The organism is Mesorhizobium captivum (assembly GCF_033977165.1).
GTDB lineage: Bacteria > Pseudomonadota > Alphaproteobacteria > Rhizobiales > Rhizobiaceae > Mesorhizobium > Mesorhizobium captivum.
Genome location: NZ_JAVIJB010000006.1, coordinates 72,106 through 97,759, shown reverse-complemented (window position 1 = coordinate 97,759; position 25,654 = coordinate 72,106). Strand labels below are relative to the sequence as shown.

At 64.2% G+C, this 25,654-nt stretch carries 23 protein-coding genes and 1 tRNA gene; 16 read left to right on the top strand and 8 right to left on the bottom strand.

Translation table 11 applies throughout. The features are described 5' to 3' along the window. Positions 1-76: 76 nt before the first annotated feature. Complete coding sequence (locus tag RFM40_RS07785) at positions 77-664, bottom strand: helix-turn-helix transcriptional regulator (RefSeq protein ID WP_320225561.1); 588 nt, start codon at positions 662-664, stop codon at positions 77-79. 513 nt (positions 665-1,177) lie between these two features. Between RFM40_RS07785 and RFM40_RS07780 the strand changes: the two genes are divergently transcribed. Next, the gene (locus RFM40_RS07780) at positions 1,178-1,417 is read left to right on the top strand and encodes a hypothetical protein (RefSeq protein WP_320225562.1); all 240 of its coding nucleotides are present in this window, start codon (positions 1,178-1,180) and stop codon (positions 1,415-1,417) included. 163 nt (positions 1,418-1,580) lie between these two features. On the opposite strand, the gene RFM40_RS07775 is transcribed toward RFM40_RS07780, so the two are convergent. Further along, complete coding sequence (locus tag RFM40_RS07775; RefSeq protein WP_320225563.1) at positions 1,581-3,104, bottom strand: helicase HerA-like C-terminal domain-containing protein; 1,524 nt, start codon at positions 3,102-3,104, stop codon at positions 1,581-1,583. A gap of 373 nt (positions 3,105-3,477) precedes the next feature. On the opposite strand from RFM40_RS07775, the gene RFM40_RS07770 reads away from it, so the two are divergent. From RFM40_RS07770 to RFM40_RS07755, 4 genes are all read left to right on the top strand, one after another. Next, positions 3,478-4,914 carry a methylmalonyl-CoA mutase subunit beta gene (locus tag RFM40_RS07770; RefSeq protein ID WP_320225564.1) on the top strand — a complete coding sequence of 479 codons (1,437 nt, stop codon included), beginning with the start codon at positions 3,478-3,480 and terminating at the stop codon, positions 4,912-4,914. Further along, positions 4,911-7,034 carry a methylmalonyl-CoA mutase gene (scpA, locus tag RFM40_RS07765; protein WP_320225565.1) on the top strand — a complete coding sequence of 708 codons (2,124 nt, stop codon included), beginning with the start codon at positions 4,911-4,913 and terminating at the stop codon, positions 7,032-7,034. Before RFM40_RS07770 ends, scpA begins: the two co-directional genes overlap by 4 nt. A 72-nt stretch (positions 7,035-7,106) precedes the next feature. Next, positions 7,107-7,328 carry an AbrB/MazE/SpoVT family DNA-binding domain-containing protein gene (locus tag RFM40_RS07760; RefSeq protein ID WP_320220084.1) on the top strand — a complete coding sequence of 74 codons (222 nt, stop codon included), beginning with the start codon at positions 7,107-7,109 and terminating at the stop codon, positions 7,326-7,328. Beyond that, entirely contained in the window at positions 7,325-7,714 is a 390-nt protein-coding gene (locus RFM40_RS07755) for a type II toxin-antitoxin system death-on-curing family toxin (RefSeq protein WP_320225566.1), read from the top strand. The genes RFM40_RS07760 and RFM40_RS07755 overlap by 4 nt, the downstream gene beginning before the upstream one ends. Here RFM40_RS07755 and greA read toward each other — a convergent pair. Beyond that, positions 7,711-8,193: a transcription elongation factor GreA gene (greA, locus tag RFM40_RS07750; RefSeq protein ID WP_320225567.1), complete on the bottom strand. Its 483-nt coding sequence runs from the start codon at positions 8,191-8,193 to the stop codon at positions 7,711-7,713. The genes RFM40_RS07755 and greA overlap by 4 nt on opposite strands. Before the next feature lie 105 nt (positions 8,194-8,298). Here greA and RFM40_RS07745 point away from each other — a divergent pair, with 105 nt between their 5' ends. Further along, positions 8,299-9,675: a TIGR03808 family TAT-translocated repetitive protein gene (locus RFM40_RS07745; protein ID WP_320225568.1), complete on the top strand. Its 1,377-nt coding sequence runs from the start codon at positions 8,299-8,301 to the stop codon at positions 9,673-9,675. Here RFM40_RS07745 and RFM40_RS07740 read toward each other — a convergent pair. Next, entirely contained in the window at positions 9,672-10,676 is a 1,005-nt protein-coding gene (locus RFM40_RS07740) for an asparaginase (protein WP_320225569.1), read from the bottom strand. The genes RFM40_RS07745 and RFM40_RS07740 overlap by 4 nt on opposite strands. A gap of 56 nt (positions 10,677-10,732) precedes the next feature. Next, positions 10,733-11,899: an acetyl-CoA acetyltransferase gene (locus RFM40_RS07735; RefSeq protein WP_320225570.1), complete on the bottom strand. Its 1,167-nt coding sequence runs from the start codon at positions 11,897-11,899 to the stop codon at positions 10,733-10,735. Positions 11,900-12,085: 186 nt separating this feature from the next. On the opposite strand from RFM40_RS07735, the gene betI reads away from it, so the two are divergent. From betI to RFM40_RS07700, 7 genes are all read left to right on the top strand, one after another. Then, the gene (gene betI, locus RFM40_RS07730) at positions 12,086-12,676 is read left to right on the top strand and encodes a transcriptional regulator BetI (protein ID WP_320225571.1); all 591 of its coding nucleotides are present in this window, start codon (positions 12,086-12,088) and stop codon (positions 12,674-12,676) included. Continuing rightward, positions 12,673-14,202, top strand: a complete 1,530-nt coding sequence (gene betC / locus RFM40_RS07725; RefSeq protein WP_320225572.1) for a choline-sulfatase — start codon at positions 12,673-12,675, stop codon at positions 14,200-14,202. Before betI ends, betC begins: the two co-directional genes overlap by 4 nt. Continuing rightward, positions 14,199-15,209, top strand: a complete 1,011-nt coding sequence (locus RFM40_RS07720; protein WP_320225573.1) for a threonine/serine dehydratase family protein — start codon at positions 14,199-14,201, stop codon at positions 15,207-15,209. The genes betC and RFM40_RS07720 overlap by 4 nt, the downstream gene beginning before the upstream one ends. Positions 15,210-15,212: 3 nt before the next feature. After that, a complete protein-coding gene (betA, locus tag RFM40_RS07715) occupies positions 15,213-16,865 on the top strand; it encodes a choline dehydrogenase (protein WP_320225574.1) in 1,653 nt (550 codons plus the stop codon). Between the two features lie 51 nt (positions 16,866-16,916). Then, entirely contained in the window at positions 16,917-18,380 is a 1,464-nt protein-coding gene (betB, locus tag RFM40_RS07710; RefSeq protein WP_320225575.1) for a betaine-aldehyde dehydrogenase, read from the top strand. A 69-nt stretch (positions 18,381-18,449) separates the two neighbouring features. Further along, positions 18,450-18,707 carry a type II toxin-antitoxin system ParD family antitoxin gene (locus RFM40_RS07705; RefSeq protein WP_320225576.1) on the top strand — a complete coding sequence of 86 codons (258 nt, stop codon included), beginning with the start codon at positions 18,450-18,452 and terminating at the stop codon, positions 18,705-18,707. After that, entirely contained in the window at positions 18,707-19,009 is a 303-nt protein-coding gene (locus RFM40_RS07700) for a type II toxin-antitoxin system RelE/ParE family toxin (protein WP_320225577.1), read from the top strand. The genes RFM40_RS07705 and RFM40_RS07700 overlap by 1 nt, the downstream gene beginning before the upstream one ends. A 16-nt stretch (positions 19,010-19,025) precedes the next feature. On the opposite strand, the gene RFM40_RS07695 is transcribed toward RFM40_RS07700, so the two are convergent. Together RFM40_RS07695 and RFM40_RS07690 are read right to left on the bottom strand one after the other, a co-directional pair. Then, on the bottom strand, positions 19,026-21,263 hold the full coding sequence (locus tag RFM40_RS07695; protein ID WP_320277355.1) for an AGE family epimerase/isomerase: 2,238 nt from the start codon (positions 21,261-21,263) through the stop codon (positions 19,026-19,028). A gap of 44 nt (positions 21,264-21,307) precedes the next feature. After that, on the bottom strand, positions 21,308-22,207 hold the full coding sequence (locus tag RFM40_RS07690) for a LysR family transcriptional regulator (protein WP_320225681.1): 900 nt from the start codon (positions 22,205-22,207) through the stop codon (positions 21,308-21,310). Between the two features lie 100 nt (positions 22,208-22,307). Between RFM40_RS07690 and RFM40_RS07685 the strand changes: the two genes are divergently transcribed. From RFM40_RS07685 to RFM40_RS07675, 3 genes are all read left to right on the top strand, one after another. Then, positions 22,308-23,195, top strand: coding sequence for an NmrA/HSCARG family protein (locus RFM40_RS07685; RefSeq protein ID WP_320225579.1), 888 nt, complete (start codon positions 22,308-22,310; stop codon positions 23,193-23,195). Between the two features lie 217 nt (positions 23,196-23,412). Then, positions 23,413-23,489, top strand: a tRNA-Pro gene (locus tag RFM40_RS07680). Positions 23,490-23,670: 181 nt separating this feature from the next. Further along, positions 23,671-24,006 (top strand): hypothetical protein, encoded by a 336-nt coding sequence (locus RFM40_RS07675; RefSeq protein WP_320225580.1) that lies wholly within the window; start codon positions 23,671-23,673, stop codon positions 24,004-24,006. Between the two features lie 27 nt (positions 24,007-24,033). Here the strand turns inward: RFM40_RS07675 and RFM40_RS07670 are convergent, their stop codons facing one another. After that, positions 24,034-25,653 carry an ABC transporter ATP-binding protein gene (locus tag RFM40_RS07670; protein ID WP_320225581.1) on the bottom strand — a complete coding sequence of 540 codons (1,620 nt, stop codon included), beginning with the start codon at positions 25,651-25,653 and terminating at the stop codon, positions 24,034-24,036. Position 25,654: the final 1 nt, after the last annotated feature.

Genomic DNA, 25,654 nt, shown 5'->3' with positions numbered 1-25,654 from the left:
AAATTACTTTAGGAATACCTTTTATAAGCCGACCCATAAATAAACCTGCCGATAAATTGGGCAATTAAGCATCGCCTTACTCACTAGTCCGCGATCGAACCTGCTTCGCCCGCACCTGCAAGGGCGTGACGTTGCGATACCTCTTCATCGTGGTGGTGAAGTGGCTCTGGCTCGAGAACCCGCTCAAATCGGCAATGTCGGTGATCGACATACGCCTGTCGGCAAGCAGCTTCTCGGCAAAGTCCAGGCGAAGGTTGAGGACATACTGATGCGGCGATACCCCGAACGTCTTGGAGAAGGCCCGGACGAAATGATAGGGGGACAGGTCGCACACGGCCGCCATCTCCGCGAGCGAAAGCTTTCGCGAAAAATTCTTGCTCAAGAATTGCTGCACCAGCCGAGTACTGCTGATCGACAGCCCGCCTTTGGCGTTGAGCAAGGGCCGTCTCTCAGCAGGGATTTCCGAAACCCAGGCCGGCAGATCGTTGTCGCGCCGCAATTCGAACTCCTGACGCTCAGCCCCTCGTGGCCTTGGCTCAACCTTAGAGGGTGCTTTCGGTTCCCTGGCCGCAATGGTTCGTGATCGCATGGTGTCGGCGTTATCGCATTTGCCCCCCGGCAACAGCACGTCAAAGGCCATGATTTGAGGCGGCCGGTATTTCACGAAATTGCGGTTCCGCCGGGAAAAAGTTCCCTCGCGAAAAGTTTAGAAGCCGCTGATGCGGTTTGGTTGTCATGGGGTAAGATTTGATCGTCGCGAGGTAACGAGGACAACCTCTGACGCGATGCAGTTCCATACAGATTCACGCACCGCGGCGAGCGCGCCTATGTCGTTTTCCGCGAAGGGCTGGTCAACCTCGTCGCACGGGAACTGGGCGACAAGGCGCTGAACTCGCTCGCGGGGCGCGAGCGGCTCATCGCCGAATGAACATTGAGGTCGGCTGAGCTTGGGAGCTGGAGGCAGCCCTGAGGTTCAGTGCGACGGCGCTTCTTACCGGCCGTGCCAGGCCGCCGCGCACGATCGCCGGCGCGATGCGCTTCTCGCGCAGCGCGCAGACGCTGACGACTTGCCCATGCCCCGTTGCATCGCATTACGGATGTAACGCGATTTCGCGAAGGTGAAATCGTTCTGCAGCGCCGCAACGTCATCGTCATCGCTTCATAAAAGGAGGTTTCAATGACGAAGCGACACCTAATGACGATGGCGACGATCCTGACCGTGTTGGGCTCGGTCACGACGATCAGGTCATTCATCCCGGCGACCTCCGCCACGCCGGCGCAGGCCGCCGCGATTCCCGCTCGCCCTGCCACGCAGCCGGCGACAATGGAGATCGTTCCCGCCCCGGTCATCGATCCGAAGTCGGAGGTCTTCATCGGCACCGGTGATGAAAGTGCCGGTTCCTGGGTCAAGCCGTAATCCCGGCGGCGGCGCGGCCCGGCGGCGACTAAAGCGCGTCGCGATCTTTCAGATTCGCTCCGTGCGCTTTAGGTTTTTGATTTTACGCATGTCTTTTTCCCGAAACCGGTTCCCACTTTCGGGAGACATGCTTTAGGGCAAGGCCCGCTTGGCTCCGATACTCCTACCGGCCTCTGGCCAGGCTGCCCAGGATGCCGCGCACGATGGCGCGGCCGACGGAGGAGCCGACCGAGCGCACCACCGACTTGATCGCGGCCTCGGCTACCGTCTGGCGGTTGGAAGAGCGCCGTCCTGACGTTCCCAAAACATCGTCGAAGCCAGGAATTGTCCAGCGCGAGCCGCCGCTGCCCGCCTGTTGCGCCTGCGCTTCGGCATCCTGCGCTTCCTTGGTTTTCTTCTGCAGCATCTCGAAGGCCGACTCGCGATCGACCGCCTGATCGTACTGGCCGGCGACGGGACTCTCGGCGATGATCTTGCGGCGCTCGTCCGGGGTGATCGGGCCGAGCCGCGAGGATGGCGGCCGGATCAAGGTGCGCTGGACCATGGCCGGCACGCCCTTGTCCTCAAGCATCGAGACCAGCGCCTCGCCGGTGGCGAGCTGGGTGATGGCGGTGGCGCAATCGAAATCCGGATTGGGCCGGAAGGTCTCGGCTGCGGTCCGCACCGCCTGCTGCTCGCGCGGCGTGTAGGCGCGCAGCGCGTGCTGGACGCGGTTGCCAAGCTGCGCCAGCACCTTCTCCGGAATGTCGAGCGGGTTCTGGGTGACGAAAAAGACGCCGACGCCCTTGGAGCGGATCAGCCGCACCACCTGCTCGACACGGTCGATCAACACCTTCGGCGCGTCCTCGAACAAAAGATGCGCCTCGTCGAAGAAGAAGACCAGCTTCGGACGCTCAAGATCGCCGACCTCGGGCAATTCCTCGAACAGCTCCGACATCAGCCAGAGCAGGAAAGTGGCGTAGAGCCTGGGATTCATCATCAGCTTGTCGGCGGCCAAAACGCTGACCGCGCCGCGGCCGTCGCGGGTGGTGCGCATCAGATCGGCGATGCGCAGTGCCGGCTCGCCGAAGAAGTTCGCGGCGCCTTGGCTCTCCAGCACCAGGAGCGTGCGCTGGATGGCGCCGACGGACGGTTTGGTGACATTGCCATAGCGGGCGCTGAGCTGGTCGGCGCGATCGGCCATGTTGGCGAGCAGCGCCTGCAGATCCTTGAGATCGAGCAGCAGCAGGCCCTCTTCGTCGGCGATGCGGAAGGCGATGTTCATCACACCTTCCTGCGCTTCCGTGAGGTTCATCAGCCGCGACATGAGCAGCGGCCCCATTTCCGAGATGGTGGCGCGGATCGGATGGCCCTGCTCGCCGAACAGGTCCCAGAAGATGACCGGGAATTCCTGGAACTGGTAGGGATCGAGCTTCACCTGCTCGGCGCGCTTGACCAGGAAATCCTTGGCCTCGCCCATCATGGCGATGCCGGAAAGGTCGCCCTTGATATCGGCGCAGAAGACCGGCACGCCGGCGTTGGAAAAGCCCTCGGCAAGGACCTGCAGGCTGACCGTCTTGCCGGTGCCGGTGGCGCCGGTGATCAATCCGTGGCGATTGCCGTAGCGCAGCAGCAGTTCCTCGGCGCGCTGGTAGGAATCGTCGGGCTTGCGGCTGGCGCCGATGAAGATGCTGGTGTCGTCAGCCATATGTCGGTCTCCGCAAACTGCTCGGTCAAAAAGCGCCCGAGCCTCATCCGAGGTATAGTAACGCTATCGCCGGGCGACAATGCCCACAACCGAATTTGGGACCTGTCGAATTTGGGCCACCATCGAAATCGAGCTTTCGAAGCTTGCGGATTTTGAGCATGTTTGGCAATCGGTTAGCGGCCGCCGAGGCGACCGCGGCGGATGTCGCATTGTGATATCCGTCCGAGGACCTTAAAGCGCGTCGCGATCTTTCAGATTCGCTCGTGCGCTTTAGGTTTTTGATTTTACGCATGTCTTTTTCCCGAAACCGGTTCCCACTTTCGGGAGACATGCTTTAGACTGGTGGCCGATGCGGCAAGAGACGAGGAGTGCGATGGGAGCCGGCGCCTTGACCAGGGACCTTCCGAACCCGGACGCCAAGCGCTGGCTAGCGCTGGCGGAAAAAGCGCTTGCCGGCGGCTCCTTCGAGGAGAAGCTCGTTTCGCATACCGATGACGGCATCCGCATCGAGCCGCTCAGCGAACGCTCGACGACCGCCGAGCCGCTGGTGCGTACCAATCCGAAGTCGCCATGGATCGTCAGCCAGCGCGTCGACGATCCCGACATCGGCCGCGCCAGCGCCCAGGCGCTGGAGGATATAGCGCAGGGCGCGACCGGCCTGTCGCTGGTTTTCGAGGGCGCGCCTAACGCCTTCGGCTACGGCCTGCCCAGAACGGCGGAGGCGCTGGAAACGGTGCTCGACGGCGTGCCGCTCAACCGCGTGCAGGTGCGCATCGACGCGCATCCCTGGAGCCGCGCCGTGGCCGACTGGCTGCTCGCTTTCTTGAGCAAACGCCGCTCTGATCCGACGAAGCTCAACCTTTCCTTCGGCATCGACCCGGCGGCGATCTTCGCCGGCACCGGACGGCTGCGCACCTCGATCGAGGCGCTGCAGGAATCGATGCCGCAGTCGCTGGCGCATTTCTTCTCAATGGGTGTGCCGGGCGCGCTGCTCGAAGCCGATGGCCGCGTCTTCCACAATGCCGGCGCCACCGAGGCGCAGGAGCTCGGCACGATGATGGCGTCCGCCGTCTCCTATCTCAGGATGTTCGAGAAGGCGCGACAGCCGCTGGTCTATGCCGCGCCCTATATCGGCTTCGCGCTCAGCGTCGACCAGGACCAGTTCCTGTCGATCGCCAAGGTGCGGGCGTTGCGCAAACTCTGGGCGCGGATCCAGGAAGCTTGCTCGATCCCCGGCTCGACGGCAAACGTCCACGCCGAGACCTCCTATCGCATGATGACGGTTGCCGACCCGGAAACCAACATCCTGCGCACCGCGATCGCCGCCTTTGCCGCAGCCGCCGGCGGCGCCGATTCGGTCTCGATCCTGCCACACACCCTCGCGCATGGGTTGCCCGCCGGTTTCGCGCGCCGCGTCGCCCGCAATGCGCAGCTGATCATGGCGCATGAAAGCCATCTCCATCATGTCGCCGATCCGGCCAGCGGCTCCGGCGCGGTCGAGGCGCTGACCGACGAGCTTTGCGCGGCGGCCTGGGAAGAGTTCCAGCGCATCGAGGCCGAAGGCGGGGTGCTCAACAGCCTGCAGCAGGGCTACATCCAGAACCGGGTGCAGACCGCCGCCGCGAAGCGCAATGCAGCCTACAGGGCAGGCGAACGCGGCATCATCGGCACGACCCTTTACCGCACCACTGGCGAACGCCCGGTCGAGACATTGACGGCCGAGCGCCGGCCGGCGCTGACGGAAGGCGTCGCCGTGTGCGAGCCGCTGTTTCCGGTGCGCATCGACCAGTCGATCGGAGCCGGATCATGATCCCGGATTTCAGCAAGATCGGCTGGTCGGCGCCGCGCCGCGCGCCGGTCGAGCTCAAGGGCCAGCGGATGACGCCGGAAGGCATCGCGGTCAAGCATCTCTACGGCCAAGGCGACCTCAAGGGGCTGGCCAACCTCGATACCTATCCCGGTCTGCCGCCTTTCGTGCGCGGCCCCTACCCGACCATGTATGTCCAGCAGCCCTGGACGATCCGGCAATATGCCGGCTTCTCGACGGCCGAGGAATCCAACGCCTTCTACCGGCGCAACCTCGCCGCCGGGCAGAAGGGCCTGTCGGTCGCCTTCGACCTCGCCACCCATCGCGGCTATGACAGCGACCATCCGCGCGTCGCCGGCGATGTCGGCATGGCGGGCGTGGCGATCGATTCCATCCTCGACATGCGCCAGCTGTTCGACGGCATCCCGCTCAACGAAATGACGGTGTCGATGACGATGAATGGCGCCGTGCTGCCGATCATGGCGTTATACATCGTGGCGGCGGAGGAGCAGGGCGTCGCCGAGAAGGACCTGGCGGGAACCATTCAGAACGACATCCTGAAGGAGTTCATGGTCCGCAACACCTACATCTATCCGCCGAAGCCATCGATACGGATCGTGTCGGATATTTTTGCCTACACTTCGCGGCACATGCCGAAGTTCAACTCGATCTCGATCTCCGGCTATCACATGCAGGAAGCGGGTGCGACGGCCGACCTCGAACTCGCCTACACGATCGCCGACGGCATCGAATATGCGCGCGCCGGCGTCGCCGCCGGGCTCGACATCGACCGCTTCGCCCCCCGCCTCTCCTTCTTCTGGGCGATCGGCATGAACTTCTTCATGGAGGTCGCCAAGCTCAGGGCCGCGCGGCTTTTGTGGTCGAGCCTGATGAAGAAGAATTTTGCGCCGAAGGACGAGCGCTCGCTGTCGCTGCGCACCCATTGCCAGACGTCCGGCTGGTCGCTGACGGCGCAGGACCCCTACAACAACATCACCCGCACGATGATCGAGGCGATGGCGGCGACGCAGGGGCACACGCAGTCGCTGCACACCAATTCCTTCGACGAGGCGATGGCGCTGCCGACCGACCATTCGGCCCGCATTGCCCGCAACACGCAGCTCATCCTGCAGAAGGAATCCGGCACCACCCGCATGATCGACCCGTGGGGCGGCTCGGCCTATGTCGAGCGCCTGACGCACGATCTGGCGGCCCGCGCGCTCGCCCATATCGAGGAGGTCGAAAACCTCGGCGGCATGGCGGCGGCAATCGAGAAAGGCATTCCGAAGCTGCGCATCGAGGAAGCGGCCGCGCGCACCCAGGCGCGCATCGATTCCGGCGAGCAGGTGCTGGTCGGCGTCAACGCGCACCGCCCGGAAGCCGATATCGAAGTCGATGTGCTCAAGATCGACAATGCCGAGGTGAAGGCCAGGCAGTTGGCGAAGCTCCAGCGGCTGAAGGGCACACGCGACGTCGCGGCACTCGAGGATGCGCTGGCCGCGCTCACCAGCGCTGCCGAAAGCGGCGAGAACCTGCTCGAATTCGCGATCCGCGCCGCGCGCGCCAATGCCACGGTCGGCGAGATCTCGCTGGCGCTGGAGAAGGTGTTCGGCCGCCATGCGGCCACGGTGCAGACCATCTCCGGCGTCTATCGCGACGCGCTTGGCGACAATCCGGCGGTCGACCGGCTCAAGGAAAAGATCGAAGCGTTCGAGAAGAAGTCCGGCGCCAAGCCGCGCATCCTGGTCGCCAAGATGGGACAGGACGGCCACGACCGGGGCCAGAAGGTGATCGCCAGCGCCTTTGCCGATATCGGCTTCGACGTCACCGTCGGTCCGATGTTCCAGACGCCGGACGAGATCGCCAAGCTGGCGGTGCAGCACGATGTCGACATCATCGGCGCGTCGTCGCTCGCGGCCGGGCATCTGACGCTGATCCCCGAGCTCAAGGAAGCGCTGAAGAAACTCGGCCATGGCGACATGCTGATCGTCGCCGGTGGCGTCATCCCGCCGCAGGACTATGACGCGGTGCTGAAGGCGGGGGCTGCCGAGATCTTCCCGCCGGGCACGGTGATCCCGCAGGCGGCGGATCGGCTGATGGATCGGCTGCTGGCGGCTGGGTAAGCGTCGTTATAATTCTTGTTGTAACGTCCGGCGTTGCACGTTATAATCAGCGTTGCAACAAGATAATCCGTCATGAACACCACCATTCGCAAGATCGGCAATTCGGAAGGTGTGATCCTGCCGAAGGAAATTCTCGATCGGCTGAACATCAAAGCCGGCGACCAGCTTCAGATTGTCGAAACGGACAAGGGCATTGCCCTTGAGCCTGTGGACGACAGCTTCGAGCGGCAGATGGAAGCCGCTCGCAAGATCATGGACAAGTACAAGGTCGCGCTTCAGAAGCTCGCCGAATGAGCTGGCAGTTCCTGTCGCGTCGCGCCGAGGAAGCGATGCATGCCGAGCAGTTGCGCCGACATGGCGGCGCCCAGGGTTTGAGGGATGAAAACGCCCTCGAATCCGCGCTTGCCCGCGCCGAGAACAAGGCTAACTATGGCGATCCGTCGATCGAGGATTTAGCAGCGGCCTACATTTTCGGCATTGCCAGGAACCATGCCTTTGTGGACGGGAACAAGCGTACGGCGATGGTCGCTGCCGGTGCCTTCCTGTTCATCAACGGCTACGACCTTACAGCCGATAACGGCACGGTCTACGAATTCGTTATGGGCGTTGCCGCGGGTGAAATCGACGAGGCAGGCGCCGCGGCATTCTTCCGCGACCATACCGTCAAGCTCGAAGGCTAGTTCTCGGCCTTGTCCGAGAGCTTGACGATCTCCCATTCCTTACCATTGACGGTGACGACCTCGCCGACCTTCTTGCCGAACAGCGCGAGCGCCATTGGCGAGACATGGGAAATGCTGCCCTTTGCCGGGTCTGCTTCGTCCTCACCGACAATCCGCCAATGCACCTTTTTGCCGTCATCGTTTTCCAACGTGACGCCCATGCCGAAGCGCACCACATCGCTTCCCGGCTCCGGCACGGAAAGCTCGGCGCTCTCGCGCCGCGCGGTCCAGTAGCGCAGGTCGCGCGACACGACAGCAAGGCGCTCGCGGTCGCCGCGCCTTTCGGCCTTGGCCATCAAGTCGCGCAGCTCGGCGAGGTTCTCCTCGATCATCGCCAGGCCGCGCTCGGTCACCAGATTGCGGTGCGAGCTGATCGGCCGTTCGCCGACGCCGGCGATGGCATTTTCGCTGTCTTCTTCGCGCGTGAAAGCTCTGCTCATTCAATGAACTTAGGCCTGGCGCGGCAACTGCACAAGCGATTTGCCGACAAGTCAGCCTTGGCATGAATCCTGCGACGGGCCAGGTAAACGCCAGGACCTGTGCCGATGTTGAACAGACGAACGCTGCTTGCCCAGACCGCAGGCCTCGCCGTTGCCGGGCTCTTTGCCGGCAAGGCATCGGCGAAAATGCTGCCCGGCATCGAGAAGGCCACGATGCGCGGCTCGATCAACGCCATCGAGATCGGCGTGCAGCCCGGCGCGCTGGACGACCAGAGCAAGACCTTCGCCAAGATGCTTACCGAGGCCAGCGACCGCGACGCACCGGTGTTCCTGCCGCCCGGCACCTATCTCGTCTCCAACCTGAAGCTGCCGGCGCGGGTGCGCCTGTCGGGCGTGCCCGGAGCAACCCGCATCGTCTATGGCGGCAACGGCCATCTTATGATGGCCGAACAGGCCGATCATATCGAGCTCAGCGGACTGGTGCTCGACGGCAGCAACCGCTGGCTGGCAGACTATACGCAAGGATTGCTCGATCTGCGCCGCGTCGCTCATCTCGCCATCGACAATTGCCAGGTCACCGGCAGCGGCAAGAACGGGCTGGCGCTGGAACATGTCGCCGGCCGCGTCGGCCGCTCCGACATTTCCGGTGCCGCGGACGCCGGCATCTATTCGGTCGAGGCCGGCGGACTGGAGATTTCGGGCAACACGGTGTCCGACTGCGCCAATGGCGGCATTCTGGTGCATCGCTGGCAGGCTGCCGAGGACGGCACCATCGTCAGCGGCAACCGCGTGCAACGCGTCGGCGCGAGGAGCGGCGGCACCGGCCAGAACGGCAACGGCATCAACGCCTTCCGCGCCGGCAATGTCATCATTTCGAGCAACGTCGTCTCGGACTGCGCCTTCTCGGCGATCCGCGCCAACAGCTCCAGCAACCTGCAGATCACCGGCAACACCTGCGCGCGCTCCGGCGAGACGGGAATCTACTCCGAGTTCTCCTTCGAAGGCGCGATTCTCAGCAACAATCTGGTCGACGGCGCCGCCAACGGCATTTCGATCGTCAACTTCAACGAAGGCGGCCGCATGGCCGTGTGCTCGAACAACATCGTGCGCAACCTTTCGACGGTCGGCCCTTATACCGCCGATCCGCCAGGCTTCGGCGTCGGCATCAGCGCCGAGGCCGACACCACGGTTTCAGGCAATGTCGTCGAGAACGCGCCGCTCTACGGCATGCAGCTCGGCTGGGGACCTTATCTGCGCAATGTCGTGGCGACGGGAAACGTCATCCGCAAGGCAGGCACCGGCATCGTCGTCAGCGTCGTCGAAGGCTCCGGCAGCGCCGTCATCTCTGACAATGTCATCGACGGCGTACAGAACGGCGCCATCATCGGCCAGCGCTGGGCCGACCCGGTGACCGGCGATCTCGCCCGATCAACCGATAGCGGCTACGCGCATCTCAGCGTCGAGCGAAACAAAGTCAGCTAGTTCAGAGCCGCCGTCGGCCGCAGCGAACCGACCTTCGCGCCGATGCGGCTTTCTACCGCCGGATGGGCGAGCTCGGTGAGCTTCGCGGTGAGAGCTTCGTCGCCGCGCAGCAGTTTTGCCAGCACCGCCGCGATCATCGTCTCGGCTCCTCTGCCGGCGCCGTCATCGCATTTCAACGCGATGCCGAGGCCGAGCTCGGGCAATGCCGCGCAGTAGACACCCTCGGCGCCGGTCTTGACGAAGATACGGCCGGGGGCGGCCTGCATCAGCGCGAGGTCGGCCTTGCCGTTGCCGGACACCAGGAATGGCTCGGCCATGCAGGCCGAGAGCAGCCGCGTCGCCGCCTTGGCGCGTTCGGGCGCAAAGCCCCTGCCCGTCGCCATACGGGCAAAGCCTTGAGCAAAACTCTTCAGCGGGACGGCGTAAGTCGGGATCGAGCAGCCGTCGGTGGCGCAATGGCCGACGTCATGGGCGGCGCCGGTCACGGACTGCATGACGTCCCGCACCATGTCCTGCAGCGCATGGCCAGCCGTGACGTAGCCGCGATGCTCGATGCCCGAGTGAACGCAGGTGCAGAGGAAGCCAGAATGCTTGCCGGAACAATTGTTGTGCAGTGCGTTTGGCGTGCCGCCGCCGCGCGCCAGCGCGATCGTCGCATCGTGACTGGATGGCCAGTGCGCGCCGCATTCGAGCGCCGTCTTGTCGAGGCCTGCCTTGGCGAGCATTGCTTGCGCCAGTTCGACATGCGCCGGCTCGCCGGAGTGCGAGGCGCAGGCCAGAGCCAATTCACGGTCACCGAAGCCATAGGCATCGGCAGCACCCGATTCGACCAGCGGCAGCGCCTGGATCGCCTTCACGGCCGAGCGCGGGAACACAGGGCGTTCCGTGTCGCCGATCTCCCAAACAGCCTTGCCGTCGGCGTCGAAGACGCTGACGGCGCCGCGATGGGCGCTTTCGACCACCGCGCCACGCAGAACTTCTACCAAAACCGGATTGGACATGCTGCCTCCCGCACGCACGCGCCCAAGGGGGCGCGGCGCTTTAATGCGGGCCGCTTCTACCTGATCCGGTCGAGGATGGAAACGTAGTTGGCGACGGCGGCGCCGCCCATGTTGAAGATGCCGCCGAGTTTTGCGCCCGGCACCTGGATGCCGCCTGCTTCGCCGGTGAGCTGCATGGCGGTCAGCACATGCATCGACACGCCGGTGGCGCCGATTGGATGGCCCTTGGCCTTCAGCCCACCCGACGGATTGACCGGCAGGCGGCCGTCCTTCGCCGTCGCGCCATCAAGCGCAAGCTTCGCGCCCTCGCCGGGCTTGGCCAGGCCCATCGCCTCATATTCGATCAGCTCGGCGATGGTGAAGCAGTCATGCGTCTCGACGAAGGATAGATCGTCGAGGGTGACGCCGGCCTTCTTCAACGCCTGCTCCCAGGCACGCTCGCAGCCTTCGAAGGCAAGGATGTCGCGCTTCGACATCGGCAGGAAATCCTGGACATGCTCATTGGCGCGGAAGGTGACCGCACGGCGCATCCTAAGTGCCGTCGCAGTATCGGTGAGCACGAGCGCCGCCGCGCCGTCCGAGACCAGCGAGCAATCGGTGCGCTTCAGCGGACCGGCAACGAACGGGTTCTTCTCGCTCTCCTGACGGCAAAACTCGTAGCCGAAATCCTTACGCATCTGGGCATAAGGATTGTCGACGCCGTTTTTGTGGTTCTTGGCCGCGATCATGGCGAGCGCATCGGACTGGTCGCCATAGCGCTGGAAATAGGCCTGCGCGATCTTGCCGAAGACGCCGGCAAAGCCGGCCGGCGTCTCGCCATCCTCGGGGAGATAGGAGGCCTTGAGCAGGTTCTTGCCGATCTCGGGACCTGGCGTGGTCGTCATTTGCTCGGCGCCGACCACAAGCACGACGCGGGCGGCATTGGCGTCTATGGCGCGGATGCCTTGCCTGACGGCGGCCGAGCCGGTGGCGCAGGCGTTCTCCACGCGCGTCGCCGGCTTGAAGCGCAGCCGGTCGTCGGCCTGCAGAACGAGGCTCGCGGTGAAATCCTGCGGCGAGAAGCCGGCGTTGAAATGGCCGAGCACGATCTCGTCGACATCGTCCGGACCGATGCCGGCGTGGTCGAGCGCCTCGGCGGCGACCTTGGTGATCAGGCCCTCCAGCGTCTCGTCTTCGAGCTTGCCGAAGCGCGAATGCGCCCACCCGACGATGCATGCGGTCATAACAGCCTCCATTTGCCGTGCAGCCTAGCACGTTCCTGCCGCGGCACGGACTCAATATTGTTCAACAGTGAACCGTTTTCCAGTCGAGTGAATGGGCCAGAGCAACACGATCGGTTGATCCCTGCCGATTTTTTATTGATTGATCCGTCAATAAAAAATAATCTCACCGGGAACTGGATCTACCATATGCCGAAAATCGGAATGGAACCGCTGCGCCGAAAGGCGCTGATCGACGCGACGATCTCGGCGATCGGCGAGCGCGGTTCGTTGGACGTGACCATGTCGGAGATCGCCGGGCGCGCCGGCGTTTCCTCAGCGCTCGCGCACCACTATTTCGGCGCCAAGGACGAGCTGCTGTTTGCGACGATGCGGCACATCCTTGCCGAACTCAACATCGATACAAGGCGCGCGCTTCGCCTTGCCGCCACGCCGCGCCAGCGCGTTTCGGCCATGGTCGCGGTCAGTTTCTCCGACGAGCAGTTTCAGCCCGAGACAATAGCCGCGTGGCTCGCCTTCTATGTCGAGGCTCAGAAATCCTCGGCCTTGCGGCGCCTGCTTCGCGTCTATGCGCGACGGCTCAATTCCAACCTGATGAGCGGGCTGACCGGCATTCTGCCAAGAACCGAGGCCGACAGGGTGGCGGAGGCGACAGCGGCGCTGATCGACGGGCTCTACATCCGGCGCGCGCTGAAGGACGGCGTGCCTAACGCGCAGAGCGCGATCGCGCTCATCGAAGACTATCTCGAAACCAAGCTCAACGGACGGAGCCTGCCTTGACGACTCGGCGACCCAATTTCCTGATCGTCATGGTCGATCAGCTCAATGGCACACTTTTCCCTGATGGCCCGGCGGATTTCTTGCACATGCCGCACCTCAAGGCGCTTGCGGCTCGCTCGGCGCGCTTTGCCAACAACTACACCGCCTCGCCGCTCTGCGCGCCCGGCCGCGCCTCCTTCATGAGCGGCCAGCTGCCGTCGCGCACCGGGGTCTATGACAACGCCGCCGAGTTCGCCTCGTCGATCCCGACCTTCGCGCATCATCTGCGCGGCGCCGGCTACTACACCTGCCTGTCCGGCAAGATGCATTTCGTCGGGCCGGACCAGTTGCATGGCTTCGAGGAGCGGCTGACCACCGACATCTATCCCGCCGATTTCGGCTGGACGCCGGACTATCGCAAGCCCGGCGAGCGCATCGACTGGTGGTACCACAATCTGGGTTCGGTCACCGGCGCAGGCGTCGCCGAGACCACCAACCAGATGGAGTATGACGACGAGGTCGTGTTTCTGGCCTCGCAAAAGCTCTACCAGCTTTCGCGTGAGCAGGACGATGCGAACCGCCGGCCCTGGTGCGTTGCGGTATCGCTATCCCACCCGCACGACCCCTATGTCGCGCGTAAGCAGTATTGGGATCTCTATGAGAACTGCCAGGCGCTCGACCCGGAGACGGGCTTTATCCCGCATGACGAGCAGGACACCCACTCGCAGCGGCTCTATCGCGCCAGCGACTATCAGGCCTTCGAGATCACGCCCGAGCAGGTGCGCCGTTCCCGGCGCGGCTATTTCGCCAACATTTCCTATGTCGACGACAAGCTCGGAGAGCTTCTGGACGTCCTCAAGCGCACCCGCATGCTCGACGACACCACCATCCTGTTCTGCTCGGATCACGGCGACATGCTGGGCGAGCGCGGCCTGTGGTTCAAGATGAGCTTCTTCGAGGGTTCGGCGCGCGTGCCGCTGATGATCGCGGGCGAAGGCGTGCCGGCCGGCCTCATCGAGGCGCCGGTTTCCAATCTCGACGTGACGCCGACGCTCTGCGACCTCGCCGGCATCGACATCGTGGCAATCGCACCGTGGACCGACGGCCAGTCGCTGCTGCCGCTGCTGGGCGGCGAGGCGCGCACCGCGCCGGTGCTGATGGAATATGCGGCCGAAGGCTCCTACGCGCCGCTGGTCGCCATCCGCGACGGCAAATACAAGTTCGTCCATTGCGAGCTCGATGCGCCGCAACTGTTCGACCTCGAAGCCGACCCGCTCGAGCGCGACAACCTCGCCGGCGATCCCGCGAATGCTACCTTGGTTGCCGCGTTCAAGGAGAAGGTCCGGGCCCGCTGGGACATGGCCGGCTTCGACGCCGCGGTCCGCGAAAGCCAGGCGCGCCGCTGGGTCGTCTACCCGGCGCTGCGGAACGGCGCCTACTACCCGTGGGACTTCCAGCCGCTGCAGAAGGCCTCGGAGCGCTACATGCGCAATCACATGAACCTCGACAATCTCGAAGAGAGCAAAAGGTATCCGCGAGGCGAATGATGGCAGACGTTCTCGTTCCCACCCTCGACCATCTGAAACAGGCCTATGCCGTGACCTCGACGGCGACGCAGATGACGCCGCTGCTAGAGTCGACGGCACTTGCCAGGGAGACCGGCGCCGCGCGCGTTTTCGTCAAGCCGGAATCGCTGCAATGGGCTGGCTCCTTCAAGGTGCGCGGCGCCTATTGGCGGCTGAAACGGCTGTCGCCCGATGAGGCGAAGAAGGGCGTCGTCGCCTATTCTTCCGGTAATTTCGCGCAGGGGCTCGCGGCCGCAGGCCACGCGCTCGGCATTCCAGTCACCATCGTCATGCCGATCGATGCGCCGGCCGCCAAGCGCGATGCCACCGCCGGCTATGGCGCGCGCGTCGTGCTCACCGACCATGGCGATCGCGCCCGTGAGGAAGTAGCCGCCGCCAAGGCGCGCGAGATCGCCGAGACCGAGCATCTCACTTTGCTCCATCCCTTCGACGACCCCGAGATCGTCGCCGGCCAGGCCGGCGCAGGGCTGGAAGCGCTCGACCAGTTGGCGGCGAAGAAGACCCATGCCGATCTGGTGTTCTGCTCGGTCGGCGGCGGCGGGCTGATCGGCGGCGTCGCGCTCGCGTTCCACTATCTGTCGCCGAACACGGAAATCATTGCCGTCGAACCTGAAGGCTTCAACGGCATGGGCTCGTCGCTGGCGCATGGCGCGATCGAGACCATGCCGATCGGACCGAAATCGATCTGCGACGGGTTGATGGCGCGCAAACCCGGCGATGCGCCCTTCGCGGCGGTCAGCGAAGCCGGCGTTCGCGGCGTGACCGTCGACGATACCGCGGTGCGGCGGGCAATGAAGATCGCCTTCGAGCGGATGAAGCTGGTGTTCGAACCGTCCGGCGCGGCGTCGCTGGCGGCACTGCTGAGCGGCAAGGTGGATGTGGCGGGCAAAACCGTCCTCGTAGTGGCAACCGGCGGCAATGTCTCGCTCGCCGATTTCATCTCGCATATGAACGATGGGCGCATATGAACAATGCTTGAAGCGGATTTCGTCATCATCGGCTCCGGCTCGGCCGGCTCGGCCATGGCCTACCGGCTGTCGGAAGACAGCAGGCATTCGGTGATCGTCATCGAGTTCGGCGGCACGGATATCGGACCGCTGATCCAGATGCCGTCGGCGCTGTCGATCCCGCTCAACATGAGCCTCTATGACTGGGGTTTTGCCAGCGAGCCCGAGCCGCATCTCGGCGGCCGGGTGCTCGCCACGCCGCGCGGCAAGGTGATCGGCGGCTCGTCCTCGATCAACGGCATGGTCTATGTGCGCGGCCATGCGCGCGACTTCGACCATTGGGCTGAACAGGGCGCTGTCGGCTGGGGTTTTGCAGACGTGCTTCCCTATTTCAAGCGCATGGAGGATTCCAACGGCGGCGAGGACGGCTGGCGGGGCAAGAGCGGCCCGCTGCATGTGCAGCGCGGCACGCGCAAGAACCCGCTCTACGGCGCCTTCATGGAGGCCGGCCGCCAGGCCGGTTTCGAGCTGACCGACGACTATAACGGATCGAAGCAGGAAGGCTTCGGCCCGATGGAGCAGACCATTTTGGGCGGCCGCCGCTGGTCGGCGGCCAACGCCTATCTGAAGCCGGCGCTCAGGCGAAAGAATGTGAGTCTGGTCAAGGGCTTCGCCCGACGTGTGGTGATCGAGAATCAACGCGCCATCGGCGTCGAAATCGAAGCTAACAAACAGATTCAGGTCGTTAAGGCGCGACGTGAGGTGATCGTTGCGGCATCGTCGATCAATTCGCCGAAGATCCTGATGCTGTCCGGCATCGGCCCGGGCGCGCATCTCCAGGAGAACGGCATAAAGGTGATTGCCGACCGGGCGGGCGTCGGCGGCAATCTGCAGGACCATCTGGAGCTCTACATCCAGCAGGAAGCGACCAAGCCGATCACGTTGAATTCGGTGCTCAACCCGTTCTCCAAGGCGATGATCGGCGCGCAGTGGCTGTTCTTCAAGACCGGCCTCGGCGCGACCAACCATTTCGAGGCGGCCGCCTTCGTGCGCTCGCAGGCCGGCGTCGACTATCCCGATATCCAGTACCACTTCATCCCGGCTGCGGTGCGCTATGACGGCAAAAAGGCAGCGAAGTCGCATGGCTTCCAGGCGCATGTCGGGCCGATGCGCTCCAAGTCGCGCGGCTCGGTCAGCCTGCGCTCGCCCGACCCGAGAGCGAAGCCAGTGATCCGCTTCAACTACATGTCGCATCCGGACGATTGGAGCGAGTTCCGCCACTGCATCCGGCTGACGCGCGAGATTTTTGGCCAGCAGGCTTTCGACGGTTTCCGCGGCAAAGAGATTTCGCCAGGCAGCCACGTGCAGACCGACGACGAACTCGACGCCTTCATCCGCGACCATGCTGAAAGCGCCTACCATCCTTGCGGCACCTGCAGGATGGGCCGCGCCGACGACCTGACCAGCGTCGTCGATCCAGAATGCCGGGTCATCGGCATCGAGGGCCTGCGCGTCGCCGACTCCTCGATTTTCCCGCGGGTGACCAACGGCAATCTCAATGCCCCGTCGATCATGACCGGCGAGAAGGCGTCCGACCACATTCTTGGCCGCACGCCGCTTGCGCCGTCCAACCAGGAACCCTGGATCAATCCGCGCTGGCAGGTGGCCGACAGATAGCGCATGATCCGGGCGGATCGCTCCGCCCTCGAAGAGAACTGGAGAACCGCCATGCGCGCCCAGCCAACGGCATCGCATTATGTCAACGGCCGCTACATCGAGGACGAAGGCGGCGCGCCCTTGCCAGTGATCTATCCGGGAACCGGCGAGACCATCGCCACGCTGCATTCGGCGACGCCGAACGTGCTTGAGTTGGCGATCGAGGCCGCACGCGCGGCGCAGCTCGCCTGGGCGCGGCTGAAGCCGATCGAGCGCGGCCGCATCCTGCGCCGCGCCGCCGATATTCTTCGCGCGCGCAATGCCGACCTCGCCCGCATCGAGACGCTCGATACCGGCAAGGCGATCCAGGAGACGCTGGTGGCGGATGCCCCATCGGCCGCCGATTGCCTTGAATTTTTCGCCGGCGCGATTGCCGCCCTCAACGGCGAGATGATCGATCTCGGCGGACCGTTTGCCTACACAAGGCGCGAGCCGCTCGGTGTGTGCGTCGGCATCGGCGCCTGGAACTATCCGATCCAGATCGCCGGCTGGAAATCGGCGCCGGCTTTAGCCATGGGCAATGCCATGGTGTTCAAACCTTCGGAGAACACGCCGCTTTCGGCGCTGGCGCTGGCCGAGATCTATAGCGAGGCGGGCCTGCCCGACGGGCTGTTCAACGTCGTGCAGGGTTACGGCGACGTCGGCGCCGGCCTTGTCGGCCACGATGTCGTGGCCAAAGTTTCCGTGACCGGCTCGGTGCCGACCGGCCGCAAGGTATTGTCGCTCGCCGGCTCGAAGATGAAGCACGCGACGATGGAACTCGGCGGCAAGTCGCCGCTGATCGTCTTCGACGACGCCGACCTCGAGAACGCCATCGGCGGCGCCATGCTCGGCAATTTCTATTCGACCGGCCAGATCTGCTCCAACGGCACGCGCGTCTTCGTGCAGAAGGGCCTGCATGACCGCTTCGTCGAGCGGCTGGTCGAGCGGACGAAGAAAATCCGCATCGGCGATCCGCTCGATCCGGAAACGCAGATGGGCCCGCTGGTCAACAAGGCGCAGCAGGACAAGGTCGTTTCCTACATCGCGGCCGGCAAACAGGAGGGCGCGACGCTCGCCTGCGGCGGCAACGTGCCGTCGCTGCAGGGTTTCGAAGGCGGCTTCTTCATCGAGCCGACCGTGTTCACTGGCGTCACCGACACCATGCGCATTGCCCGCGAGGAAATCTTCGGGCCGGTGATGAGCGTCTTGAAATTCGACAGCGAGGACGAGGTGATCGAGCGCGCCAACGATACAGAATTCGGCCTGGCCGCAGGCGTGTTCACACGCGACCTGCCGCGCGCCCACCGGGTGATCGCCGAACTGCAGGCCGGCACCTGCTGGATCAACGCCTACAATCTGACGCCAGTGGAAATGCCCTTCGGCGGCGTCAAGCAGTCCGGCATCGGGCGCGAGAATTCGCTGGCGGCGCTGGCGCACTATTCGCAGCTGAAGGCGGTCTATGTCGAGACGGGAGACGTGGCGGCGCCTTACTGACTTGGCAACCGGGCTTGGCCATCTTATCATAAATTGATAAGAATGGATAATATCCAAAGGGTGATTGCCATGCCTGCCAGCTACAATATCGGCTCCCGTTACGAGGCACTGGTACGCGAGCTTGTTGAAAGTGGCCGCTACGCGAGCGCCAGCGAAGTCGTACGTGACAGCTTGCGTCTGCTTGAGGAACGCGAGGAGCAGCGGCAGGCGAAGCTTGCCGCCTTGCGTGAGGATATCCGCAAAGGGAAGGAAAGCGGCCCTGGCATCCCAGCGTCGGAGGTTCTTGACCGGCTGGAGGCGAAGTACCGCGATAAAAGCGACAAGTAATGGCTGTCACGTTCTCGCCCGCCGCCGCCAGAGATGTCGAGGAAATCGGCGACTACATCCATAGCGAAAATCCAGCGGCTGCCCGACGCTTTGTGGCGGCACTCAGAGCGCGGTGCGACCGCATCGCCAACGCGCCACGTGGCGGTGCGCCCCGATATTCCTTGTCACCGGACCTACGGTCTGTCCCGTTCCAGCATTATGTAATCTTCTACGTGGCCGGAGGTGACGATGTGCGAATTGAACGAGTCGTACACGGCGCTCGCGATATCGATGCGATTTTCGAGGCGGACGACGACGCTTAGCGCGCAGGCGTCGACCTCACCCCTTCTCCGCCGTCCCATCCAAATACTGCGTCAGGGCATAGACCAGATGGTAGAAGATGCTGGCCGGCACATCGGTCGCCAGCGAGCGGCCGCGCTCGTCGATGCGGTCAATCCACAGGCCAAGCGGCGCCGGATCGATGTGCCAGCGGAAGAGGCGGCCGACGCGCGCCTCGATCTCGGGCTTGAGGTCGGGCCCGCCCGAACCGTCGAGCGCGATCGCCGCCTTCACCGCTTCCGCCTGCGGCCAGCTGCGCGAGACCGTGTCGAGCGGCAGGCCTTGGCGCGAGACCGCGCCGTAGGAAAGGCCGGTGGCGCGATTGAGGCCGTTGGCGACCGCCGAGGCATAGAGCTTGCGAGCGAAGGCGGTGAGCTCGGTCTGGCCGCTGCGAGCGGCGAAATCGACAACCAGCGAGGCCCACTCGAAGTGGTGGCCCGGCTCGGTCCAGGTGCCCTTGTCACCCGCCACGGGCTTCCAGCCGTCGTCGAAATATTCGCCCAGCGTCCAGCTGTCGGCATCGAAGAAATGGCTGCGGAACAGGTCAATGATGCGCGAAGCGCGGCGCAGATAGGCGCGCTCCCCGGTCGCCTGGTGCCAGGCGAGGAACGCCTCGAGCAGATGCATGTGGGGATTGGAGCGGCGCTCGCCGGCGCCGTCCGACGTCTCGAGGAAACCGGTCATGCGGCTGTCCTCGAGATGAGCGTCGAGGAACGCAAAGGTCTCCTCCCCTAGCCGCAAAGCATCGGGATGGCCGGACATGTGGGCATGCGCCAGCGCCAGCAGCACGCAGGAATGATCGTAGGCGTCCTCCACAGGATCGGCGACGGAGCCATCGACATTGAGCGTGCGCACCCAGCCGCCCGTTTCCGTGCGGCCCTTGCCGGCCATGAAGTCGATGCCGTGCGCGATCAGCCGGTCGGCCGGGCCGGTCCAGCCACGCTCCTTGGCGACCGCGAAGGCATAGACCTGGCGGGCCTGCGTGCGCATGCGCTTGGGCTTCATCAGCGGCGAGGCGTCGAAGCCCAGCGCCTCGTGAAAGCCGCCATGGCGCTCGTCGACGCCTGATGTCGACCACAGCGGCAGCGTCTCGTCGAACAGCCAATGATGCACCCGCCGCCGCCAGGCGCCGCTCTCGATCACCCGGTCGGGCGCCGGCGTGAACCTGGTTTCCAGGCGGCCGGATTTCTCCAGCTGCTCGACGATCTTCTTGACGTGCTGGCTGTGGCTGACCGGCGCGACGAAAGTGGCGTCGGCGGTGGAGACGATCGCCACATCCTTCATGCCGATCGCCGAAAGCAGACGGCCGTCACCGCGGATATAAGAGTTCTCGCAATCGATGGCGACGACATCGCCGAGGATGACGTTGCCTTGCCTGTCGGACGGGCCGACATCGAGCAGCGACTGCCAGGAGCCGAGGTCGTTCCAGCGGAAGCCGGCAGGCACCATGACGATGTCCCTGGCGCGCTCCATGATGGCGTAGTCGATCGAGGTCGAGGGGATGGCCGCGTAAAGCTCCAGCGGCATATAGAGGCCGGAAAGGTCGCTGGTCGCCGCGTGATAGGCGGCTTCCGCCGCTTGCCAGATCTCCGGCTCGAAGGCGGCGAAGGCATCGCGCATGGCGCCGGCGCGAAACAGGAAGATGCCGGTGTTCCAGTAGAAACTGCCGGCGTCGAAATAGGTCTGCGCCGTGGCGGGATCGGGCTTCTCGACAAAGCGCGAGACGTCGAACACACCGTCCCGCTCGGCCGCGACCTCGATATAGCCATAGCCGGTCTCGGGCTGCGTCGGCTTGATGCCAAACACCACCAGCCGGCCGGCGCTGGCCGCGGCAGCGCCCGCCTCGATGCTCTGCCAGAACTGGCGCGCGGTGGAGATCTCGTGGTCGGAGGGCACCACGAGCACCAGTTCGTCGCCATATTCGGAGAGCGTGCGCAGGCTGGCCAGCGCCACGGCCGCGGCTGTGTTGCGGCCCGTCGGCTCGAACAGCGGGCCGCCGCCAGCGAGATCGAGGCCGGCAAGATCGGCATGAACGCGTTCGGCATGGCGCTCGGAAGCGATCAGGAAGATCGGCGTCTCACCTTCCGGCCTGGATGCCAGCCGGCGCAAGGTCTTGGCCAGCATCGAGCCGTCGCCGGAAAAATCGTGGAACTGTTTGGGATTGTCCTCGCGCGACAGCGGCCAGAGCCGCGAGCCGACGCCGCCGCTCATGACGAAACTGACAATGCGCTGGCTCATTTGGGTCTCGCTCGGAAGTTGGTCGGTTTGGGCAGCATATATGCCTATGCGGTGTTTACCCGATTCGAAATCCGCGCGGATGCCAGCTCGATGAAGGTCTTGACCAAGGGTGAAAGGTGCCGGCTGCTTGGATAGACGACGTGAAGGCCACCGGCCGGCGTCGTGTGCTCCCCAAGAACGCGCCGCAACTTTCCTTCATTGATCAGCCCCTCGGCTATCGCCTGGGGCAATTGGGCGATGCCGAAGCCGGCAAGTGTCGCTGAAACGACCGCCTGCATCTCGTTGGCAGCGAAGCGTCCGGCCACCGCGACCGTTTCCTGGCCGCGCGGCCCCTCCAGCACCCAGTGGGCGCCGGCGGCCGAGGCGCCGGCGATGACGCAGGCATGGCGAGCGAGATCCGCGGGTTCTGCCGGCATGCCGTGGCGCTCGAGATAGTCCGGGCTGGCGCAAAGCAGCCTGTGCGTGGAGCCGAGCTTGCGGGCGATCAGCGTCGAATCCTCAAGGACGCCGGTGCGGAAAGCGAGGTCGATCCCGTCCTCGACCAGATTGAGCCTGTCATCGGTCAGGCGGAGCTCGACCTTGGTCTTCGGATACATGTCGAGAAAGTCGACCACGATACGGTTGAGGAAATAGGAGCCGAAGCCGACAGGTGCCGAAATGCGGATGGTGCCCGATGGCTCCGCCCTCGCCTCGGCAAGGCGCAGATTTGCCTGCTCGATCACCCGCAACGCCTGGCTGCTCTGCTCGTAATAGAGGCGGCCAGCGTCGGTCATGTTGAGGCTGCGGGTCGTACGTTGCAGAAGGCGTACCCCCACTTCGCGCTCGAGAGCGGCGACGCGGCGGCTGACCGTCGTCTTGGGCATGGCGAGCAGGCGCGCGGCGGCGGTGAAACTGCCGGCCTCGACGACACGAGCAAACACGACGATATCGTTGAGGTCGAACATTGTAGCTAGCATTGGGACAAACTTTTCCAATTATAGGCAATTATGCATCAATGCGACAGACCCTAAGTTTGCTCCAGCAAAACAACAAGGAGCAGACACAATGACCAGCAAACGAAGCATCCTGGTGACCGGCGCCACCGGCCAGCAAGGCGGCGCTGTAGCGCGTGCCCTGTTGTCGAAGGGACATCGCGTCAAGGCATTGACCCGCAAGCCGGACAGCGATGGCGCGCGGCAACTGGCGTCGGCGGGCGCCGATGTCGTGGCCGGCGACCTCGCTGACGCAGCCTCCGTCGTGAAGGCCGCAAAGGATGTCGACACCATGTTCCTGATGGGCAACAGCTATGAAGCCGGCTTCGAGGAGGAAACCCGTCAGGGGATCATTGCCGCCGACGCGGCAAAGGCGGCCGGCGTCGGGCATCTCATCTATTCGTCCGTTGCCGACGCCGACAAGAAGACTGGCATTCCGCATTTCGAAAGCAAGTATCTGGTCGAGCAGCATGTCTCCGGGCTCGGCGTTCCGTTTACGATCAGCGCGCCGGTCGCCTTTATGGAGAATGCCGTCGCGCCATGGTCGGTCGGCGCGCTCGCCCAAGGCACCCATGCCTTCGCGCTGCCGGCCAAACGGCCCCTGCAACTGGTTGCGCTTACGGATATCGGCGCCTTCGTCGCCGCCTTGGTCGAGCGGCGCGAGAGCGTGTTCAGCAGGCGCTTCGATTTCGCCGGCGACGAGTTGACCGGCGAAGAGCAGGCGAAAATTCTGTCGGAAGCCATCGGTCGTCCGATCCGCTATCAGGAAATCCCGATCGCTGTCGCCCGCCAGCAGAGCGAGGATGCGGCGCTGATGTTCGAATGGTTCGATCGGACCGGCTATGACGCCGATATCGCCGCCATGCACAAGGATTTTCCGGAGGTGCGCTGGCACAGTTTTGCCGACTGGGCGAAAGCGTTCGACTGGAGCGTCCTTGGCCGGACATCCTCGGCCGCCTGAATTCCGATAAACATCATGGGTCTATGAAAAATCGGGAGGCGGTCCCCGGCGATCTCCTCGCCGCCAGTCCGCTTCCCCTATTTCGGCCCCTGTTTTTCCGGGAGAAAAATCTCATCCATCCGGGACTCGCGGTGAAAGCAGACGAAATGCGACACAAGTGCAGCCATTGCCGCTTGCAGGATCGGAAAGTGGCGGCTATAAGCCCGCGGTCTGGTCACGGAGTGTAGCGCAGTCTGGTAGCGCACATCGTTCGGGACGATGGGGTCGCAGGTTCAAATCCTGCCACTCCGACCAGAAAAAACAAGCACTTGGGTGCTTGTGCTCCCTGCATCCCGCATTAACCTTTGAGCGCCGAATGGCGATCTTGAACGGCAGCCGCCGCCCATAGTGCTCGACAGCGCGCTCTTATTTTGACCTAATGGAGCCCTGCCCTCGTTCGACGGAGCGGAGACCATCGGAGCGGCGACGTAAGAGAATGAAGTTCACGCCGACGGCCATTTTGCCGGCAATCGCGATCCTGCTTTTCGTGGCCGGCTGCTCGTCGACCGTGGCATCGATCAGCCCGGCGAAGTACGACGAGATGAGCTGCGCCGAGCTCAACAGCGCGCTTGGCGATACCGCCACCGATATTTCACGGACCGCCATCAGCCGCGGCAAGGTCGCCAACACCAGTGTGCCGAGCTGGCTGCTCGGCGGCGAGCGCGTCAAGACAGTGGTGGCCAATCGAGATACGGCCAGGATCGAGCGGCTGCAGCAACAGCAGCAGGCCATTGTCGCGGCGCGAAAACGCCGTTGCCCGTCGTCGCAATGAGTTGCGCGCCGCGAACAGCGGCCACCCTCAAGCGCTCATCCTGAACCGTGTCGTATCGATCGCGGCGTTCATCAGCGTCTGCGTGTAAGATTCGCGCGGATTGTCGAAGATCTCCTCTGTCGGCCCTTCCTCGACGATCTTTCCCTGCTTCATGACGATGATGTAGTCGGCCATGGCGCGCACCACCGCGAGATCGTGGCTGATGAAGAGGTAGGAGAGCCCATGGTCGGCCTGCAGCTTGCGCAACAGCTCGACGATCTGCTTCTGCACGGAGCGGTCAAGTGCCGAAGTCGGTTCGTCGAGCACCACCACCTTCGGCTTCAGGATCATGGCGCGGGCAATAGCGATGCGCTGGCGCTGGCCACCGGAGAATTCATGCGGGTAGCGGTTGCGCGCATTGGGGTCGAGGCCGACCTCGCGCAGCGCCTCGACGGCGCGATGGTCGCGCTGCTTGCCGGTCAGCGACGGTTCGTGCACCAAAAGTCCTTCGGTGATGACCTGGCCGACGGTCATGCGCGGCGACAGCGAGCCGAACGGATCCTGGAAGACGAGCTGCAATTCGCGTCTGAGCGGCCGCATCGCCTGGCGGTCCGCTTCGGAGATGTCTCGGTCGCCGAAGCGGATCACACCGTCGCTGGGCAAGAGCCTCAGCAGCGCGCGGCCAAGCGTCGACTTGCCGGAGCCCGACTCGCCGACGATGCCGATGGTCTGGTTGCGCTTCAGCCGGATCGAGATCTTGTCGACGGCGCGCAGCATCAGCGGCTCGCCGCCAAGGAAGCCGCCGCCGATCCTGAAGACCACTTCGACATTGCGGCCTTCGAGCAGCACGGGCGCATTGGCGGGCGGCGCCGCCTTGATACCGGTCGGCTCGGCCGCAAGCAGCATCTTGGTATAGGCGTGCTGCGGGTTGGCGAAGAGCGCCTCGGCGTTGCCCTCCTCCACGACCTCACCCTGGCGCATGACATAGACGCGATCGGCGAAGCGCCGCACGATGCCGAGATCGTGGGTGATGAAGACGATCGCCATGCCGAGCTTGCGCTGCAGTTCGGCAAGCAGCATCAGGATCTGCGCCTGGATGGTGACGTCGAGCGCCGTCGTCGGCTCGTCGGCGATCAGGATATCGGGATCGTTGGCCAGTGCCATGGCGATCATGACGCGCTGGCGCTGGCCACCCGACATTTCGTGCGGATAGGATTTCATCCGCCGTTCGGGATCGGGGATGTGCACCAGGCGCAAGAGCTTCAGCGCCTCTTCGCGCGCCGCGTGGGCATTCAGGCCGCGATGACGGCGGATCGGCTCGATCAGCTGGTTGCCGATGGTGTAGAGCGGATCGAGCGAGGTCATCGGCTCCTGGAAGATCATGCTGATCTTGCGGCCTCTGACCTTGTTGAGCTCGCTCTTGGTCATCTCCAGGAGATTGCGGCCGCGATAGTCGACCTGGCCGGTGGCCTCGCCATTGGAGGAGAGCAGGCTCATCGCGGCCATCATCGTCTGGCTCTTGCCGGACCCGGATTCGCCGACGACGGCGACCGTTTCGCCGGCATTGACCTTGATATTGATGCCCTTCACCGCCTCGACCGTGCCGTCGAGGGTCTGGAAGCGGACGCGCAGGTCCCTGACGCTGAGGATCGTTTCGGAAGCGGTCATC